Source organism: Streptomyces olivochromogenes (assembly GCF_001514115.1).
In the GTDB taxonomy this organism is placed as follows: domain Bacteria; phylum Actinomycetota; class Actinomycetes; order Streptomycetales; family Streptomycetaceae; genus Streptomyces; species Streptomyces olivochromogenes.
The window spans coordinates 132,792-149,524 of sequence record NZ_KQ948473.1 but is presented as its reverse complement, the minus strand read 5'-3'; the positions used below and the strand labels follow the sequence as shown (position 1 = coordinate 149,524).

General features: G+C 71.7%; 16 protein-coding genes and 1 pseudogene. 14 read left to right on the top strand and 3 right to left on the bottom strand.

Annotated elements, in window-relative coordinates:
* Positions 1 to 145: 145 nt before the first annotated feature.
* Complete coding sequence (locus AQJ27_RS41620) at positions 146 to 1,552, bottom strand: MFS transporter (RefSeq protein ID WP_067381094.1); 1,407 nt, start codon at positions 1,550 to 1,552, stop codon at positions 146 to 148.
* Between the two features lie 133 nt (positions 1,553 to 1,685).
* On the opposite strand from AQJ27_RS41620, the gene AQJ27_RS41615 reads away from it, so the two are divergent.
* The 4 genes from AQJ27_RS41615 (at position 1,686) to AQJ27_RS41600 (ending at position 4,460) form a co-directional block, all read left to right on the top strand.
* On the top strand, positions 1,686 to 2,213 hold the full coding sequence (locus AQJ27_RS41615) for a winged helix-turn-helix transcriptional regulator (protein ID WP_067381091.1): 528 nt from the start codon (positions 1,686 to 1,688) through the stop codon (positions 2,211 to 2,213).
* 76 nt (positions 2,214 to 2,289) lie between these two features.
* On the top strand, positions 2,290 to 2,607 hold the full coding sequence (locus tag AQJ27_RS41610; protein WP_067381088.1) for a DUF6412 domain-containing protein: 318 nt from the start codon (positions 2,290 to 2,292) through the stop codon (positions 2,605 to 2,607).
* A 162-nt stretch (positions 2,608 to 2,769) separates the two neighbouring features.
* Positions 2,770 to 3,477 (top strand): YidC/Oxa1 family membrane protein insertase, encoded by a 708-nt coding sequence (locus tag AQJ27_RS41605; RefSeq protein WP_067381160.1) that lies wholly within the window; start codon positions 2,770 to 2,772, stop codon positions 3,475 to 3,477.
* Between the two features lie 125 nt (positions 3,478 to 3,602).
* Positions 3,603 to 4,460, top strand: a complete 858-nt coding sequence (locus AQJ27_RS41600) for a fumarylacetoacetate hydrolase family protein (RefSeq protein WP_067381085.1) — start codon at positions 3,603 to 3,605, stop codon at positions 4,458 to 4,460.
* Between the two features lie 314 nt (positions 4,461 to 4,774).
* Here the strand turns inward: AQJ27_RS41600 and AQJ27_RS41595 are convergent, their stop codons facing one another.
* Together AQJ27_RS41595 and AQJ27_RS41590 are read right to left on the bottom strand one after the other, a co-directional pair.
* On the bottom strand, positions 4,775 to 5,263 hold the full coding sequence (locus AQJ27_RS41595; protein ID WP_235613794.1) for a heme-degrading domain-containing protein: 489 nt from the start codon (positions 5,261 to 5,263) through the stop codon (positions 4,775 to 4,777).
* The gene (locus tag AQJ27_RS41590) at positions 5,260 to 6,354 is read right to left on the bottom strand and encodes a Gfo/Idh/MocA family oxidoreductase (RefSeq protein ID WP_067381082.1); all 1,095 of its coding nucleotides are present in this window, start codon (positions 6,352 to 6,354) and stop codon (positions 5,260 to 5,262) included. The genes AQJ27_RS41595 and AQJ27_RS41590 overlap by 4 nt, the downstream gene beginning before the upstream one ends.
* 48 nt (positions 6,355 to 6,402) lie before the next feature.
* On the opposite strand from AQJ27_RS41590, the gene AQJ27_RS41585 reads away from it, so the two are divergent.
* The 10 genes and pseudogenes from AQJ27_RS41585 to AQJ27_RS41540 all read left to right on the top strand — a co-directional run bounded on the left by AQJ27_RS41585 (position 6,403) and on the right by AQJ27_RS41540 (position 16,640).
* Positions 6,403 to 7,551, top strand: a complete 1,149-nt coding sequence (locus AQJ27_RS41585; protein WP_067381079.1) for an ROK family transcriptional regulator — start codon at positions 6,403 to 6,405, stop codon at positions 7,549 to 7,551.
* Positions 7,552 to 7,843: 292 nt separating this feature from the next.
* A complete protein-coding gene (locus AQJ27_RS60995) occupies positions 7,844 to 8,962 on the top strand; it encodes a hypothetical protein (RefSeq protein WP_067381076.1) in 1,119 nt (372 codons plus the stop codon).
* A 48-nt stretch (positions 8,963 to 9,010) separates the two neighbouring features.
* Positions 9,011 to 9,769, top strand: coding sequence for a GntR family transcriptional regulator (locus tag AQJ27_RS41575; protein ID WP_067381073.1), 759 nt, complete (start codon positions 9,011 to 9,013; stop codon positions 9,767 to 9,769).
* A gap of 152 nt (positions 9,770 to 9,921) precedes the next feature.
* Positions 9,922 to 11,046: a TIGR03364 family FAD-dependent oxidoreductase gene (locus AQJ27_RS41570; protein WP_067381153.1), complete on the top strand. Its 1,125-nt coding sequence runs from the start codon at positions 9,922 to 9,924 to the stop codon at positions 11,044 to 11,046.
* 5 nt (positions 11,047 to 11,051) lie between these two features.
* Positions 11,052 to 11,732 (top strand): annotated as a pseudogene (locus AQJ27_RS41565) (HAD family hydrolase); the annotation flags it as partial.
* Between the two features lie 125 nt (positions 11,733 to 11,857).
* Positions 11,858 to 12,937, top strand: coding sequence for an ABC transporter ATP-binding protein (locus AQJ27_RS41560; RefSeq protein WP_235613793.1), 1,080 nt, complete (start codon positions 11,858 to 11,860; stop codon positions 12,935 to 12,937).
* A gap of 7 nt (positions 12,938 to 12,944) precedes the next feature.
* Entirely contained in the window at positions 12,945 to 13,820 is an 876-nt protein-coding gene (locus tag AQJ27_RS41555) for a 2-aminoethylphosphonate ABC transporter permease subunit (protein ID WP_067381070.1), read from the top strand.
* Positions 13,807 to 14,604 (top strand): ABC transporter permease, encoded by a 798-nt coding sequence (locus AQJ27_RS41550; protein WP_067381067.1) that lies wholly within the window; start codon positions 13,807 to 13,809, stop codon positions 14,602 to 14,604. Before AQJ27_RS41555 ends, AQJ27_RS41550 begins: the two co-directional genes overlap by 14 nt.
* 57 nt (positions 14,605 to 14,661) lie before the next feature.
* Complete coding sequence (locus AQJ27_RS41545) at positions 14,662 to 15,747, top strand: 2-aminoethylphosphonate ABC transporter substrate-binding protein (RefSeq protein WP_067381065.1); 1,086 nt, start codon at positions 14,662 to 14,664, stop codon at positions 15,745 to 15,747.
* A 113-nt stretch (positions 15,748 to 15,860) separates the two neighbouring features.
* Positions 15,861 to 16,640 (top strand): HAD-IIA family hydrolase, encoded by a 780-nt coding sequence (locus AQJ27_RS41540; RefSeq protein ID WP_067381062.1) that lies wholly within the window; start codon positions 15,861 to 15,863, stop codon positions 16,638 to 16,640.
* The last annotated feature ends 93 nt before the right edge of the window (positions 16,641 to 16,733 follow it).

The window sequence follows — 16,733 nt, the reverse complement described above, 5'->3', positions numbered from 1 at the left end:
GGATCGGTTCCGTGCGGGGATCCGCCGTGTCCGGGGGACGGTCCCGTCCGAGGGAACGTCCCCACGCGGGGATCCGTCCCCTCCGAGGAAAAGGCCCCGCCCGGGATTCCGTCCCCTCCGAGGAAACGCCCCCGCCCGGCAAGCGTCAGGCCCGGTCCCGAAGCGCCAGCACGCTCGCGCCCGCCACCAGCGCCAGCCCCGCCGAGACCGCGATGGCGATGTCCGCGCCGTGCGCGAGCCCGCCCGTGGAGGTGACGATCGCGATGGTCAGGGCCACGCCTGCGCACGAACCGATGTAGCGGAAGGTCTGCTGCGCGCCCGAGCCCATCGCGGCGCGGGTCGCGGGGACGGACTCGACCGCGACGAGCGGCAGCGCGGCGTTGAGGAGCCCGCTGCCGACGCCGGAGACGAGGAAGCCGGGCAGCAGGCGGGTCCATGAACCGGCGTCGAGCGCGCCGAGCATCGTCAGGACGCCGGCCGCGTGCAGCGCGAAGCCGAGGGCGAGTTGGTGGCGCGGGGAGACCCGGCCCGCGAGGCGCCGCACCTGCAGCGCGACCCCGAAGGACAGCCCGGACCAGAGCAGGAACAGCCACGCCGTGTCCAGCGCGGACAGGCCCAGCGTCTGCTGGAGCAGCGCCGGCAGGAAGCTGAACAGGCCGATCACCGCGAGGCCGGTGAACAGACCGCTCGCGGAGGAGGCGAGGAAGCGGCGGTGGCGGAGCAGGGAGAGGTCGATCATGGGCGTACGGGTTCGGTGTTCGACGAACACGAACGCCGTCGTCAGGACGACGAACGCCGTCAGCAGGAGGCCCACCGACGGGCGCAGCCAGCCGTCCCTGCCCAGGGTGAGCGCGGCCACCAGGGCGACCAGCGCCAGGCCGAAGGTGAAGGCACCGGCCAGGTCGGGGCGACCGCCTCGGGAGGCCCGGGACTCGGTGAGGGCCCGGGTGCCCAGCAGGGCGACGAGGAGCGCGGCGGCGCCCAGGACGGCGTACGCGATCCGCCAGTTCAGGGTCTGGGCGATCGCACCGGCGAGCAGCGGGCCCAGGGCTATGCCGCCGCTGACGAACGCGCCCCACACGCCGGTCGCGTGCAGTCTGCCGCGGGCGGTCGGGAAGGCGTGGACGAGCAGGCCCAGGCTGCTGGCGAGGATCGCGGCGCTCGCCGCGCCCTGTGCGACCCGGGCCAGCGTGAACAGCCAGGTGGAGGTCGCGAGCGCGCCGAGCGCGGTGGTGATGCCGAGGGCGACGGTGCCGGAGAGGAAGATCCGGCGGCGGCCGTAGTCGTCGGCGAGGCTGCCCGCGACCAGGAGCAGCGCGGCGAGGCCCAGCGGGGTGCCGTTGAGCAGCCAGGCCTGGGCGGAGAGGGGGGTGTGCAGCGCGGCGGCGGTGTCGGGGAGCGTGACCATCGGCGCGGTGTACGTCATCAGGGCCACGGCGGTGGCGGCGCTGGTGACGGCGAGGGTGGCGGTCGCCCGCGGGGGTGTCTCGAGGTCTGTGCCGGGGGGTGCCGAGGACGCCTGCGCGCTGGTGGCGTGATCGAGCTGGGACATGGTCTGCCCTTCGGGCTCCGGAGCGGATCAGTGGAAGGGTAGGTTCAGTCAATGAACCAGCCCCGTGGGTCGACCGTAGCACCTTAGGTTCATTCATTGAACCGAGTTGTCGAAAAGTGGCTACAGTGAGGTCATGGCTCTCGGCAAGGACTACGCGACGCAGGAGTGCTCGATCGCCGGCGCGCTCGAGATCGTCGGCGAGCGGTGGACGCTCCTCGTCGTGCGCGACGCGCTCTACGGCGTACGGCGCTACAACGACTTCCTCGTCCACCTCGGCATCCCGCGCGCGGTTCTCGCGTCCCGGCTCCAGGCGCTGACCGCCGAGGGCATCCTCGAGAAGCGCCGCTACCAGGAGTCGCCGCCGCGCGACGAGTACGTCGTCACCGACCGCGGCATCGCCCTGTGGCCGACCCTGCGCTCGCTCGGGCGGTGGGGCCGCGAGCACCTCGGCGAGGCGCGGCTGCGGTACTTCCGGCACGCGACCTGCGGTACGGAACTCGGCCCGTACGGCGAATGTGCCACGTGTGGAACCGTCGTACCCGTCCCGGACGTCGAAATGGTGCCGGGACCGGGACTCGATCCGGACCCGGCGGATCCGGTCAGCCGGGCGCTGCTCAAGCCGAGGCGGCTGCTGGAGCCGATCGACACGAGGCACGCATAAGATCGACATCGGTCATGCGTAAGCAGGTACGGGGGACGTGAGCCCGCGTACGAGAGGGCGAGAGGAGGGGTGGTCCGTGGTCCGGAGCTCGGTGAACGTACGCCCCGTCGCCCTTCTGCTCGTGCTGCTCCTCGAACTCGCCGTGCTGGACGCCGGCAGCCTCCCGGCAGCCGTCGCCGTCGCGTTCACCGCGACCGCCGCGGCCGGGGCCGCGCTCGCCGTCTGCGCCCTCATCGGCTCGCGCAGCGCGTCCGCCGTCCCGCGTACGCGGGTTCGTACGGCGATCCGCGACCGTGAGCACCGTACGGCGTTCCTGCCCCAACGTGATCCCGACGCCTCGGGGCGTCCGCGTCCCCGAGCGCCCGGGCGGGCCCTCCTGACGGCCGCCGCGTAGGGATCCCAGCAGGAACTCGCCAGAACTCGCCTGTCGTACAACCCCTGTCTGCGTACCCCGCGCGGGTCGTCATGCCGACGCGTCATTTCTCATTCCGGCACGACGAGACCCCCGGAGGGCTCATCCATGTCCACCTTCATGTCCGCCTCCACGTCCACCCCCATGTCCGCTTTCGCCGGGCTGGTCGAGCGGCTCGCCGATCTGCTCGAACCGCTGTTCCACGCTTCGGCGGCCGCCGCAGCGATCGTCCTGTTCACCGCGCTCGTACGACTGCTCGTGCATCCCCTGTCCCGGGCGGCGGCGCGGGGACAGCGGGCGCGTGCCGCGTTGCAGCCGCGGATCGCCGAGCTGCGCAAGAAGTATCGGAAGGATCCCGAGAGGATGCGCAAGGCGGTGCTGGAACTGCACGAGAAGGAGAAGGTGTCGCCGCTGTCCGGGATTCTGCCCGGGCTCCTTCAACTGCCGGCCTTCTTCCTTCTCTACCACCTGTTTTCCAGTTCCACCGTCGGCGGTGAGGCCAACGAGCTGCTGAGCCACCAGTTGTTCGCCGCGCCGCTCGGCGGCCGGTGGCTGGACGTGCTCGGGGGCGACGGGGTGTTCGGCGCCGCCGGGCTCGTCTACCTCGCTCTGTTCGTGGTTGTCGGTGCGGTGGCCGTCTTCAACTACCGCCGTACGAAGCGGACGATGGCCGTCTCGGCGCCCGCGGCCGACGGGGCGCAGGTGCCCGGCCTCGGCGCGGTGAGTGCGTTTGTGCCGTTCCTGTCCTTCTTCACGCTCGTCACCGTGGCGGTGGTGCCGCTGGCCGCCGCGTTGTACGTGGTGACCAGTACGGCCTGGAGTGCCGTGGAGCGAGCGGTCCTGTATCCCTGAGGATGTGGCGGCGGTCCAGTCCGTGAACGGGGTATTGCGGAGTGGACGTGCAGCTTGGAGGATCGACCAGTCCTCCGATGGCTGCACCCGTCGGTGGCTGCCCGCGATCGAGGGAGACTGGGATCATGAAGCTGCTGCGAGTCGGTACGGCGGGATCGGAGCGGCCCGCGCTGCTCGACGCCGAAGGGATCCTCCGGGATCTGTCGGGAGTCGTACCGGACATCGACGGGGCGCTGCTCGCCGACGACGCGGCGCTCGGGCGGGTCCGTGCGGCCGCCGGGTCGGGGGAACTGCCCGTGCTGGACGCGGACGGGCTGCGCGTCGGGCCGCCGCTCGCCCGGATCGGCAAGATCGTCTGCATTGGGCTCAACTACCACGACCATGCCCGCGAGACCGGGGCCGAGCCTCCTGCCGAGCCGGTGATCTTCTTCAAGGCGGCGGACACGGTGGTCGGGCCCGACGACACCGTGCTCGTGCCGCGCGGGTCGGTCAAGACCGACTGGGAGGTCGAACTCGCGGTCGTCATCGGGCGTACCGCCCGCTATCTGGAGTCGCACGAGGAGGCGCTCGCGCGTGTCGCCGGGTACGCGGTGGCGCACGACGTCTCCGAGCGCGAGTTCCAGATCGAGCGCGGGGGGACGTGGGACAAGGGGAAGAACTGCGAGACGTTCAATCCGCTGGGGCCGTGGCTGGTGACGGCGGACGAGGTTTCCGACCCGCAGGATCTCTCGCTGAAGCTGTGGGTGAACGGTGAGCTGAAGCAGGACGGGACCACGGCCGAGCAGATCTTCTCGGTGGCGGAAGTGGTGCGGTACGTCAGTCAGTTCATGACGCTCTATCCGGGGGACGTCATCAATACGGGGACGCCGGCGGGGGTTGCCTTGGGGCAGCCGGAGCCGAAGCCGTATTTGCGGGCCGGGGATGTGGTGGAGCTGGAGATCGGGGGGTTGGGCAGGCAGCGGCAGGAGTTCAAACCGGCGTAGGCACTCCGTTGGGTTTGGCGGGGGGGTGCGGGTGGGGTTGGGGTGCGTTGTCGGGTGCCGGTTCGTTGTGGCTGGTCGCGCAGTTCCCCGCGCCCCTAAAAGATTGCGCAGTTCCCCGCGCCCCTAAGGACTTGCGGTCACCCTCGCTTCCAAGGCTGCGCAGTTCCCCGCGCCCCTGAAAGCCTGCGGTCACCTGTGCTGCCGAGGTTCCGCAGTTCCGCGCGTCCTCCAAAAGATTGCGCGGTTCCCCGCGCCCCTAAGAGAACTCGCGGTTTCCCGCGCCCCTGAGAAGAACAGGGGCGCGGGTGTGGGGCTTACCTTCCCAGGAACTGGTGGAGCGCCTTGATGACCATGGCGTGGTCTTCCAGTTGGGGGAGGCCCGAGACCACCACCGTGCCGATGACGCCCGCGCCCTCGACCGTGAGGGGGAACGCGCCGCCGTGGGCCGCGTAGGTGTCGGGGTCGAGGCGGGAGGAGGCCTCGAAGGTGGTGCCCTTGGCGCGGAAGCGGGTGCCGACGAGGAGCGAGGAGCAGCCGTAGCGCTCGACGACGCGGCGCTTGCGGTCGATCCAGGCGTCGTTGTCCGGGGTCGAACCGGGCAGGGCGGCGTGGAAGAGCTGCTGACCGCCGCGGCGGATGTCGATGGCGACCGGAGCGGCGGCCTCGCGGGCCATTCTCACGAGCAGGGTGCCCAGCGTCCACGCGTCGTCGTACGTGAAGTGGGGGAGCACCAGTTGCCGCTCCTGGGACTCCAGTTCCGTGATCTGTTCCGCGAGCAGCCGCGCGGTGTCCTCGGTGCTCACAGGGACACCGCCGTGCCCTCGGTGGCGGAGCGGCGGGCCGCCTCCAGGACGTCGAGGGCGGCCGCGGCCTCCTGCGCGGTGACCGGGTTCGGGGCGCCGTCGCGGAGGGCGGCGGCGATGGCCGCGTAGTACGCGGGGTACGCGCCCGGGAGCGTGGGCTCGGGGCGTCCGCCACCCGTGAGCGGGGACTCGCCGGAGCCGACGCGGCCCCACAGGGACTCGGGCTCGACACCCCACTCGGCGGTCGCGTCGGGACGCTTGCCCTCGCGCAGGTCCGCCTCCTGGGGGTCGAGGCCGTGCTTCACGTAACCGGCCGCCGAGCCCAGGACGCGGAAGCGCGGGCCGAGTTGGGCGGTCGTCGCGGAGACGTAGAGGTGGGAGCGGACGCCGTTCGTGTGCGTGATCGCGATGAAGGTGTCGTCGTCGGTCTGCGCGCCGGGGCGGCGGACGTCCGCCTCGGCGTACACCGAGGCCGCGGGGCCGAAGAGGACGAGGGCCTGGTCGACGACGTGGCTGCCGAGGTCGTAGAGGAGACCTCCGATCTCTGCCGGGTCGCCGGACTCGCGCCAGCCACCCTTGGGCTGCGGACGCCACCGCTCGAAACGGGACTCGAAGCGCCATACGTCGCCCAGCTCGCCCTCGTCGAGCAGCTTGCGGAGGGTCAGGAAGTCGTTGTCCCAGCGGCGGTTCTGGAAGACGGAGAGGAGCAGGCCGCGCTCGTCGGCCAGCGCGGCCAGCTCGCGGGCCTCCGCCGCCGTACCGGCGAGGGGCTTGTCGACGACGACCGGCAGGCCCGCCTTGAGGGCGGCGGTCGCGAGCGGGACGTGGGTCTTGTTCGGGGAGGCGATGACGATCAGGTCCAGCTCGTCGGCGCGCGCCCAGAGCTCTTCGGGCGTGGCGGCGAACGAGACTCCGTCGCCGAACTCGGCGCGTGCCTGCTCCTGCCGCTCCGGGTTCGAGGTGACGATCGTGTCCAGGGCCAGGCCCTCGGTCGTGGCGATCAGCGGGGCGTGGAAGACGGAGCCCGCGAGGCCGTAACCGATGAGGGCCACGCGGAGGGGGGTGGCAGTCGTGCCAGTCGTACCAGTCATGACGTCCACTTTCGCAACGCTGTTGCCAAAGTGCAAGCGCGGGGGACAATGGCGTACGTGAACAGGACCAACGCCGAGTCGGGAGTCAATCTGCTCGCCCTGCGCAGCCACAACGCCGCGCTCGTGCTCGATCTGCTGCGCACGGCCGGGGAGGGCGGGATCAGCCGGCTCGAACTCGCCGAGCGCACCGGACTGACCCCGCAGGCCGTCAGCAAGATCACCGCTCGGCTGCGGGCGGACGGGCTGGTGGCGGAGGCGGGGCGCCGCGCGTCGACCGGCGGCAAGCCGCGGACCGTGCTGCGGCTCGTGCCCGAGGCCGGGCACGCGGTCGGGCTCCACCTCGACCGCGACGAGATGACCGTCGTGCTGTGCGACCTCACCGGCGCGGTGGTCGCCGAGCGGCGGGTTCCGCTCGATCTGGGGGCCGGGGCGGACGCGGTCGTCGAGTCGGCGGCGGGGGAGGTCGAGGCGCTGCTCGCGAGGGCGGGGGTGTCCGTGTTGGGTGCGGGCGTCGCCCTGCCGGGGCCGCTCGACCATTCCCGGGGTGTGCTGCATCGGGTCACCGGGTTTCCCGAGTGGGACGGGTTCCCGCTGCGGGACGCGCTGGCGGGGCGGCTCGGGGTGCCCGTGGTGGTGGACAAGGACACGAACGCGGCCGCGTTGGGGATCGCGGTGGTGGGGAGGGAGAGTGGCATCGGGAAGACGGGGGATGTAGCCCCCGGCCCCCTCGAATCCTTCGCCTATCTGCATCTCGGTACGGGGCTCGGGGCGGGGCTCGTGATCGGTGGGGGCGTGCACCGGGGGGCGCGTACCGGGGCGGGGGAGTTCGGGCATCAGGTCATTCAGCTGGACGGGCCCCCGTGCGGCTGCGGCAACCGTGGCTGCATCGAGGCGTTGTGCCTCGCCGCGGTGGACCGCGGTGCCGTGGGTGAGGCGGCGCGGGTGCTCGGGGTGGGCGCCGCGAATCTGGTGGGGCTGCTGGACATCGACCTCGTGCTGCTCGGCGGGCGTACCGTCGCCGCGCATGAGGAGGCCTTCGTACGGGGTGTCGGTGCCGTTCTTGAGGAACGGGCCCGGCTGGAGGGCGTGGACGACGGGGCGATTCCGGTGCGGGTGGCGCCCGGTGGGGCGCGTGGGGTCGCGGAGGGCGCGGCGCAGTTGCTGCTGGCGCCGTTGTTCGGGCGCGGGGAGGACTGAGCGGCTCGGCTGTCCGGAGTGGGTTCCCGGCCTGGTGATTGGGCTGTCCGGAGTGGGTTCCCGGCCGGGTGACTTGACTGTCCGGAGGGGCTTCGGGGGGCGGGGTGACTCGGCCGTTCGGGGGGACTTCGGGGGCCGGGCGGGGTGTGTCGCGGGCGTGGCGGGGCGGTGGGCGCAGGCCGGTGTGGGACGGTCACGGGGCCGTTGCCCTGTACGCCGTTGCCCTCACCACCCGACGCTCCCGACCCCTGTCCCGCCCCCTCCCGCCGCCCTTGACCGGCAAAGGCCCCTCATGCGACTGCGCAAGACCAGCCCCTTCGCCCTGACCGCCGTTGCCCCCGCCCTGGGCCTCGGGCTCGCACCGCCGCCCGCCGCCCACGCGCTCATGCCTCTCGGGCCCACCGCGAGCCCCCGCCCCACCTGTGCCGCGCCCGACACCCGGGCCTTCCCGATCAAGAGCCGCATCCACGGCGGGCCGGACGCCTACGACGTCGGCGGCGACTTCCGGACCTGGTACATCGACCTGACCAACACCACCGCGCACACCTGCGGAAACATCCACCCGATCGTCGTACTCGTGGACAGCAAGCGGGTGCTGCGGCCGGAACAGGCGCGGCTGGAGTTCTACGAGGGGGCGCGCACGCATCCCGTCGAGTTCGAGAAGAGCGACCAGGACGAGAACGTCGGGGCGTTCGACGACGGGTTCCCGGGGTTCACGGTCGGACCCGGCCGCACGCTCACCGTGAAGGTCAGGCTCTCCGTGACCTCCGACGCCGCCGTGCCGAACGACGTCGTCGCCAACGCGGCCGTGGTGCAGCGCCACAACAACGACGGGGACTGGGTGGGGGAGTCGAACGCGTACCGCTTCCGGATCGACGACGAGAGCAGGACGAGCGACGGGGACGTTGTGGACGCCGGGGGCAACGGAGGTACAGGGGGCACTGGTGGTACTGGGGGCACTGGGGGCACTGGGGATGGCGGGGGTACCGGGGGTACCGGTGGTACTGGGGGCGGCGATGGCGGAGGTGACGGCGGAGGCGGCGGCGGTACGAGCGCGGCTCCCGACGCCACCGGCACCGGCACCGGCACCGGCAACAGCACCGGCAGTACCACGGACGGCGTCACCGGCACGGGCACCGGCACCAGCAGCCCCACCGGTACCGGCGACGGTAGTGACAGTGGTGAAGGCGGTGACGGCGGTGGCGGCGGTCGTGACGGCGGTGACAGCGAGGGTGACGCCGCGGGAAAGGAACGGGACGGGTCCTCGTCGGCGGACGACGGGTCCTCGTCCGCGGACGAACTGGCCATGACCGGGCCGCGCGGAGCCGCCCTGGCGGTGGGCGGCGTCCTGCTCGCCGCCGGAGGCGCGCTGCTGGCGGCCTCCCGCTGGTCCCGGTTCCGGCGTCGCTGAGCCCTCCCACCGGCGCACCGCCCGTACCGCATCTGCGACCATCCCCCCGTGGACTACCCGAACGACCAATCGCCCGGCGCCCCCGTCCGCTCCGGCATCCCGGAGCACGGCCGTATCCCGAAGTACTACGCGGTCAAGGCGCACATCGCCGTGCTGATCGAGGAGTTGGGCGAAGGGGGACTCCTGCCCACCGAGCGCGATCTCGCCGAGCAGTACGAGGTGGCCCGCGAGACCGTACGGCAGGCCCTGCGGGAGTTGCTGCTCGAGGGCAAGCTGCGGCGGCAGGGGCGCGGCACGGTCGTCGCGGGACCGAAACTGGAGCAGCCGCTCTCCCTCGCGAGCTACACCGAAGGCGTACGGCGGCAGGGGCGCACCCCCGGTCGTACGCTCATCTCGCTCGACCGCTTCCCCTGCCCGCAGGCGCTGGCCACCGAGGCGGGGCTGACGCGCGGCGAGCCCGTCTGGCACATGGAGCGCGTGCTGCTGGCCGACGACGAGCGGGTCGGACTGGAGAGCACGTACGTCGCCGTGGCCCGGGTGCCCGACCTCGACCGTGACTTCGACCCCGACTCCTCCTTCTACGCCTACCTCCACGACCGGCTCGGCATCGCGTTCGGTGACGCGGACGAGCGAATCGAGACGGTGCTGGCGACGCCGCGCGAGGCGCTGCTCATCGGTACGCCGCCCGCGCTGCCGATGCTGCTGATCCACCGGGTCTCGCGGGACACGAAGGGGCGGCCGCTGGAGCGGGTGCGGACGCTGTACCGGGGGGACCGGTTCTCGTTCACGGCGCACCTCGGCAGCTGACGCGCGGCGGGCCTGGGTGGATTCGGACTCACCCTTTCGGTCAAGTATTGTCACGAGAAGATAACGGGTCTAGCCCAAACGTGATGGGCGGTTCACCATCTGGTTGCTGTCCGGACCCCTTCGATTCCCCCTTCCCGAGGAGCGTGGCCGTCGTGAGAGTGATAGTCGTCGGAGCCGGCGTGGTGGGTACCCTGCACGCCTGGCACGCAGTGGAACGCGGCCACGAGGTCGTACAGATCGAGCGTGAGGCGGAGGCCCGCGGGGCCTCGCTGCGCAACTTCGGGCAGATCTGGGTGAGTGGTCGCGCCGGAGGAGAGGAGCTGGAGACCGCCCTGCGGGCGCGGGAGCTGTGGGAGGAGATCGGGGCGCGCGTCCCGGGTGTCGGCTTCCGGGCGTGCGGATCGCTGACCCCCGTGCGCAACCCGCGCGAACTCGCCGTCGCCGAGGCCGCCCTGGCCCGCGAGGACGCCGCCGCCCGCGGCTACAAGCTGCTCGGCGCGGACGAGGCGCGCGCCGTGAACCCCGCCCTGCGGGGTGCCTTCGAAGCGGCCCTGTTCTGCGAGCGCGACGCGGCCGTCGAGCCGCGCACGGCCCAACTCGCCCTCCGCGCCGAGCTGTCGAAGTCCCCGAACTACACCTTCCTGCCGGGGCGCGAGGTCCGTGACGTCGTCGGAGAACACGCAGTGCGCGACGACCACGGGGACGTCCACACCGGTGACGTCGTCGTGCTGTGCACGGGCGCCTGGCTCGGTGGTCTCGTACGGGAGCTGGCCGGGCCCGAGCTGCCCGTACGGCGGGTGCGGCTGCAGATGATGCAGACCGAACCGCTGGGCGAGCCGCTCACCACCTCCGTCGCCGACGCCGACAGCTTCCGGTACTACCCCGCGTACCGCAGCCCCGCCCTCGACGAGCTCGACGCACACCAGCCGCAGGCCCCGATCGCCGCCGCGCACCGGATGCAGCTGCTCATGGTGCAGCGCGCGGACGGCGGGCTGACCATCGGCGACACCCACGAGTACGAGCACCCCTTCGCCTTCGACACCCTCGAAGACCCCTACGACCACCTCACCGAGGTCGTCGAGTCCTTCCTCGGCCGCCCGCTGCCGAAGATCCGGCGCCGCTGGGCCGGGGTGTACGCGCAGTGCACCGACCCGAGCCGGGTCGTGCACCGGCAGCGGGTGCGGGACGGGGTGTGGCTGGTCACCGGGCCCGGCGGGCGCGGCATGACCTGTTCGCCCGCCATCGCCGAAACGACCGCCAACGAGCTGGGATGGTGAAAGAAATGACCGAGGACATACGACTCGTCGTGCTCGACATGGCGGGCACCACCGTCGCCGACGGCGGCCTGGTGGAGCGGGCCTTCGCCGTGGCCGCAGGGGAGCTGGGCGTCGAGCCCGGGTCCGCCGACCACATCAGGAAGCTCGACCACGTCCGGGCCACCATGGGCGAGTCCAAGATCTCCGTCTTCCGGCACCTGTTCGGCGAGGAGTCCCTCGCCCGGCGGGCCAACGCCGCCTTCGAGAAGGCGTACGGGGAACTCGTCGACGGTGGGCGCCTCGCGCCGATCGCCGGGGCGCGCGAGGCGATCGAGGAGCTCCAGGCGGGCGGCCGTACCGTCGTCCTGACCACCGGGTTCGCCCGCGTCACCCAGGACGCCATCCTCGACGCCCTCGGCTGGCAGGGGCTGGTGCCGCTCACGCTGTGCCCGGCCGACGCCGGAGGCCGCGGGCGACCGTACCCCGACATGGTCCTGGAGGCCTTCCTGCGCACCAAGGCGGCGGAGGGCGTCCAGCAGGTCGCGGTCGTGGGCGACACCTCGTACGACATGCTCAGCGGCGTACGCGCCGGGGCGGGCGTGGTGGCCGGTGTGCTCACCGGGGCGCACGGCGACGAGGTGCTGCGCGCGGCCGGGGCCGGCCATGTGCTCGGCTCGGTGGCCGAACTTCCCGCCCTGCTCGACGGCCCCACCGGAGACGACCCGCTCCCCGGAGACGAACGGCTCCCTGGAGACGAACGGCTCCCTGGAGACGAACGGCTCCCTGGAGACGAACGGCTCGCTGGAGACGACCCGCTCCCCGGAGCCGATCCGTGTCCCGGAGCCGGGCGGTGAGCGGCGGCAGCGGCATCCGCTTCGACCGGGTGTCCGTCGCGTACGACGGCACCACGGTCCTCGACTCCCTCGACCTCACCGTCGAGCCCGGCGAGGTGATGGCGCTGCTCGGGCCGTCCGGGTCCGGGAAGACCACCGCGCTGCGGGCCGTCGCCGGGTTCGTGCGGCCCGCCTCCGGCCGGGTGTTCATCGGCGACCGGGACGTGACCGCGCTGCCGCCCCACCGGCGCGGCGTCGGCATGGTGGTGCAGCAGTACGCGCTGTTCCCGCACATGCGGGTCGAGGACAACGTCGCCTTCGGGCTCAGGGCGCAGAAGGTCGCCAAGGGCGAGATCCGCGGACGGGTCGCCGAGGCGCTGGAGATGACCGGGATGGCGGCCTACGCCCGGCGCCATCCGCGGGAACTGTCCGGCGGGCAGCAGCAGCGGGTCGCCATCGCGCGGGCGCTCGCCATCCGGCCCGGCGTCCTCCTCCTCGACGAGCCGCTGTCCGCGCTCGACGCGCAGCTGCGGTCGGGGATGCTGGCCGAACTCTCCCGGCTGCACCGGGAGTTGCCCGACATGTCGATCCTGTACGTCACCCACGACCAGATCGAGGCGCTGACGCTGGCCGACCGGATCGCGGTCATGGACAAGGCGCGGTTGCGGGACGTGGGGACGCCGCGGGAGCTGTACCGGGCGCCGAGGACCGCGTTCACGGCGTCGTTCGTGGGCAACGCGAACCTGTTGCCGGTGACCGTGGGTGCGGAGGGTGTCGCCTTCGGCGGGACCGAACTCAAGGTCGCCACGGGGGACGCGGCGCCGGGAGCTTCGGCGACCCTGTGCGTACGGCCGCACCTGGTCGGGCTCGGGACCGGGCCCAACCAGGTCGCCGGAACCGTGAGCGAGGTGCAGTGGCGGGGGGCCACGCACCGGCTGTACGTCGACGTGGCGGGCCATCGGGTGATGGCCGACCTGCGTGAGCTGCGGGAGCCTCCGGCGCACGGGGACTCCGTACTGCTGCACTTCGCGCCCGACGACGCGGTGCTGCTGTCGGCGGGGGTGACCACGGATGGCTAGCGCCGCGATGGCCGCCCCGCCGAAGAAGCACCCCAAGTCCCCCAAGTCTTCCGGCTCCCGTCCGCGCATCCCGACCTGGGCCTGGGCCCTGCCACCCGTCGCCGTCCTCGGACTCGTCTTCCTCTACCCCCTCGCGCTCGTCGTCCAGCAGTCCTTCCAGCCGGACACCGGGGGCACCTCCCTCCAGCCGTACGCCGACGTCCTCGCGTCCCCGTCCTTCCTGGAGGCCCTGCGTACGACCGTCTGGATCGCCGTCGCGGCGACCGTCGGCGCTCTCGTGCTCGGGTTCGTGCTCGCCCTGGTCATCGCGTTCGTGCCGTTCCCCGGCGGGAAGGCCGTCGCCAGGTTCATCGACGTCTTCCTGTCCTTCCCGTCCTTCCTGATCACGCTCGCGCTGCTGTTCATCTACGGCACGGTGGGCATGGCCAACGGGCTGTGGACGGACGTGACCGGTGCCGCCGAGGGGCCGTTCCAGTTCCTCACCACCCCGTGGGGGGTCCTCCTCGCCGAGATCACGTACTTCACCCCGTTCGTGATGCGGCCCCTGCTCGCCGCCTTCTCGGGGATCGACACCGCCCAGCTGGAGGTGGCGTCCTCCCTCGGGGCGCGGCCCGCCCGGATCGTGCGGCAGGTGATCCTGCCCGAGGCGCGGCCCGCGCTCGCGGCCGGCGGCAGCCTCGTTCTCGTGCTCTGCCTCAACGAGTTCGGGATCGTCCTGTTCACCGGGGCGAAGGGCGTCACGACCCTGCCGATGCTCGTCTACAGCAAGGCGATCCTGGAGTCCGACTACCCGGGCGCGTGCGTGGTCGCCGTCGTCAACGTCCTCGTCTCCGTCGGGCTCTACGGCCTCTACCGGGTGGTGAGCCGCCGTGCTGGTGCATAGCCGCAAGGGGAAGTGGGCCACCTGGGCCGTCTTCTTCCTGCTCTTCCTGCCCCTGTTCGCCCTGCCGCTCCTCGTCGTCCTCGCCGCGTCGTTCGCCACGAACTGGTCGAGCGCGCTCCCGTCCGGCTTCACCACCGGGCACTACACGGCCGCCACCCGCGGCGCGTCCCTCCAGGCCCTCACCACCAGCCTGGTCACGGCGGTCACCGCGAGCCTGCTCGCCCTGGTCGTCGGCACCTGGGCGGCGCTCGCCGCGCACGCGCTCAAGAAGCGCGGCAGGCGGGTCCTGGACGCCCTGTTCATGCTGCCGGTCGCCGTGCCCTCGGTCGTCGTCGGCCTCGCGATCCTCGTCGCCTTCTCCCAACCGCCGATGCTGCTCAACGGCACCCGGTGGATCGTCATCCTCGCGCACACCGTGCTGGTCACGGCCTTCGCCCACCAGTCGGTGTCGGCCGCCCTCGCCCGTCTCGACCCGGCCTACGAACAGGCCGCGGCCTCGCTCGGCGCCCGGCCCTCGTATGTGCTGTGGAGGGTGCGGCTGCCGCTGCTGCTGCCCACGCTGACCGCCGCCGCGGGGCTCTGCTTCGCCCTGTCCATGGGCGAGTTGAGCGCCACCATGATGCTCTACCCGCCCGACTGGACCCCGCTTCCCGTCCAGATCTACGCGGCCTCGGACCGCGGCGCCCTCTTCACCGGCTCCGCGCTCGCGGTCGTCCTCATGACCACGACGGTGCTCGTCCTGTTCGCCGTCTTCCGGATCCGCACCAAGGCCTCCTACCGCTGACCCCGATCCGATCCTGATCAGCCGACCTTCCCGACATCGCAAGGAGTTCATCTCGCCATGCCCAGAAACCTCCACCACCTCAAGCCGATCGCCGCCGTCGTCGGCAGCCTCGCCCTCGCCGCCACCCTCACCGCCTGCGGCGGCGCCTCCAGCGCCTCCGACGCCAAGGTCGTCACCGTCTACAGCGCCGACGGCCTCAAGGGCGAGAACGGCGACGGCTGGTACGACCAGGTCTTCAAGGACTTCGAGAAGCAGACCGGGATCAAGGTCAAGTACGTCGAGGGCGGCTCGGGCGAGATGGTCCAGCGCGCCGTCCGCGAGAAGACCAACCCGCAGGCCGACGTCCTTGTCACCCTCCCGCCGTTCATCCAGCAGGCCGACGGCAAGGGGCTGCTGCAGAAGTACACGCCGAAGGGCTCCGACCAGGTCGCCGGCGGTGACAAGGCCGCCGACGCCACCTGGACCTGCGTCGTCAACAACTACTTCGGCTTCGTCTACGACAAGAAGGAGCTGAAGCAGGCCCCCACCACCTGGGAGGAGCTGCTCGACGCGCGGTACAAGAACAAGCTCCAGTACTCCACCCCGGGTGTCGCCGGTGACGGAACGGCCGTGCTCGTCAAGGCGATCCACGACTTCGGCGGCAGGGAACAGGCGCTCGCCTACCTGAAGAAGCTCCAGGCCAACAACGTCGGCCCGTCCGCCTCCACCGGCAAGCTCGCGCCCAAGGTCGACAAGGGCGAACTCCTCGTCGCGAACGGCGACGTCCAGATGAACTACGCCCAGTCCAAGGACATGCCGAACCTGGGCATCTGGTTCCCGAAGGCCACGGACAAGGCCGCCGACGCCGCCGGGAAGCCCACCACCTTCGCCCTCCCGTACGCCGCGGGACTCGTCACCAAGGCCCCGCACTCGGAGAACGGCAGGAAACTCCTCGACTTCATGCTCACCGCCAAGGCGCAGCAGCAGGTCAGCGAGATCGGTGGCGGATTCTCCGCACGCAAGGACGTCAAGGCCACCGACGCGAACGCCATCGCCCTGACCAAGCTCATGGACGGCGTCGCCCTCTTCGAGCCGGACTGGGCCGACATCGACAAGAACCTGACCTCGTACGTCGAGGACTGGAAGACGGCCACGGGAAGCTGACACTCCACCCTGACTAGGCTGGGGGCGTCGGCACATCGTCGTTCCGGCGCCCCCGGATCGTGTGCGTACGTACCAGGACGGCAGTACGCCAGGACGGCAGGAGAACCAGCACCATGGCAGAGCGCAAGCCCATCGAGTCGTGGCTCACCGACATGGACGGCGTCCTCATCCACGAGGGTGTGCCGATCCCCGGCGCGGACGCCTTCGTCAAGAAGCTGCGGGAGTCCGGGAAGCCGTTCCTGGTGCTCACCAACAACTCGATCTACACCGCTCGTGACCTGCACGCCAGGCTGCGGCGCATGGGCCTGGACGTGCCGGTCGAGAACATCTGGACCTCCGCGCTCGCCACCGCCAAGTTCCTGGACGACCAGCGGCCCGGCGGCACCGCGTACGTCATCGGCGAGGCGGGCCTGACCACGGCACTGCACGACATCGGGTACGTCCTGACCGACCACGAGCCGGACTACGTGGTCCTCGGCGAGACCCGTACGTACTCCTTCGAGGCCATGACGAAGGCGGTCCGGCTGATCAAGGGCGGCGCCCGGTTCATCGCCACCAACCCCGACGAGACCGGTCCGTCCGCCGAGGGCCCGCTGCCCGCGACCGGCGCGGTGGCCGCGCTGATCACCAAGGCGACCGGCAAGCAGCCCTACTTCGCCGGGAAGCCGAACCCGCTGATGATGCGGACGGGGCTCAACGCCATCGGGGCGCACTCCGAGACCAGCGCGATGATCGGCGACCGGATGGACACGGACGTCCTGGCCGGTCTCGAGGCGGGCATGGTGACCTATCTCGTCCTCACCGGGCTGACCACCCGCGAGGAGATCGAGCGGTACCCCTTCCGGCCCTCCAGGATCGTGGACTCGATCGCGGACCTCGTCGAGCGGATCTGACGCCGCCCGGACCGGGGGCCACCGGCCCGCGCCAAACCTTTCGAGACCCGTTTGGAGCAGTCGGGGGCGTCTGAGGATGCGTCCCGCGGTCCG

Coding starts and splice junctions, on each gene's coding strand:
- AQJ27_RS41620 (WP_067381094.1), bottom strand. CDS start 1,552: ATGTCCCAGCTCGATCACGCCACCAGCGCGCAGGCGTCCTCGGCACCC.
- AQJ27_RS41615 (WP_067381091.1), top strand. CDS start 1,686: ATGGCTCTCGGCAAGGACTACGCGACGCAGGAGTGCTCGATCGCCGGC.
- AQJ27_RS41605 (WP_067381160.1), top strand. CDS start 2,770: ATGTCCGCTTTCGCCGGGCTGGTCGAGCGGCTCGCCGATCTGCTCGAA.
- AQJ27_RS41600 (WP_067381085.1), top strand. CDS start 3,603: ATGAAGCTGCTGCGAGTCGGTACGGCGGGATCGGAGCGGCCCGCGCTG.
- AQJ27_RS41590 (WP_067381082.1), bottom strand. CDS start 6,354: ATGACTGGTACGACTGGCACGACTGCCACCCCCCTCCGCGTGGCCCTC.
- AQJ27_RS41585 (WP_067381079.1), top strand. CDS start 6,403: ATGGCGTACGTGAACAGGACCAACGCCGAGTCGGGAGTCAATCTGCTC.
- AQJ27_RS60995 (WP_067381076.1), top strand. CDS start 7,844: ATGCGACTGCGCAAGACCAGCCCCTTCGCCCTGACCGCCGTTGCCCCC.
- AQJ27_RS41555 (WP_067381070.1), top strand. CDS start 12,945: ATGGCCGCCCCGCCGAAGAAGCACCCCAAGTCCCCCAAGTCTTCCGGC.
- AQJ27_RS41545 (WP_067381065.1), top strand. CDS start 14,662: ATGCCCAGAAACCTCCACCACCTCAAGCCGATCGCCGCCGTCGTCGGC.
- AQJ27_RS41540 (WP_067381062.1), top strand. CDS start 15,861: ATGGCAGAGCGCAAGCCCATCGAGTCGTGGCTCACCGACATGGACGGC.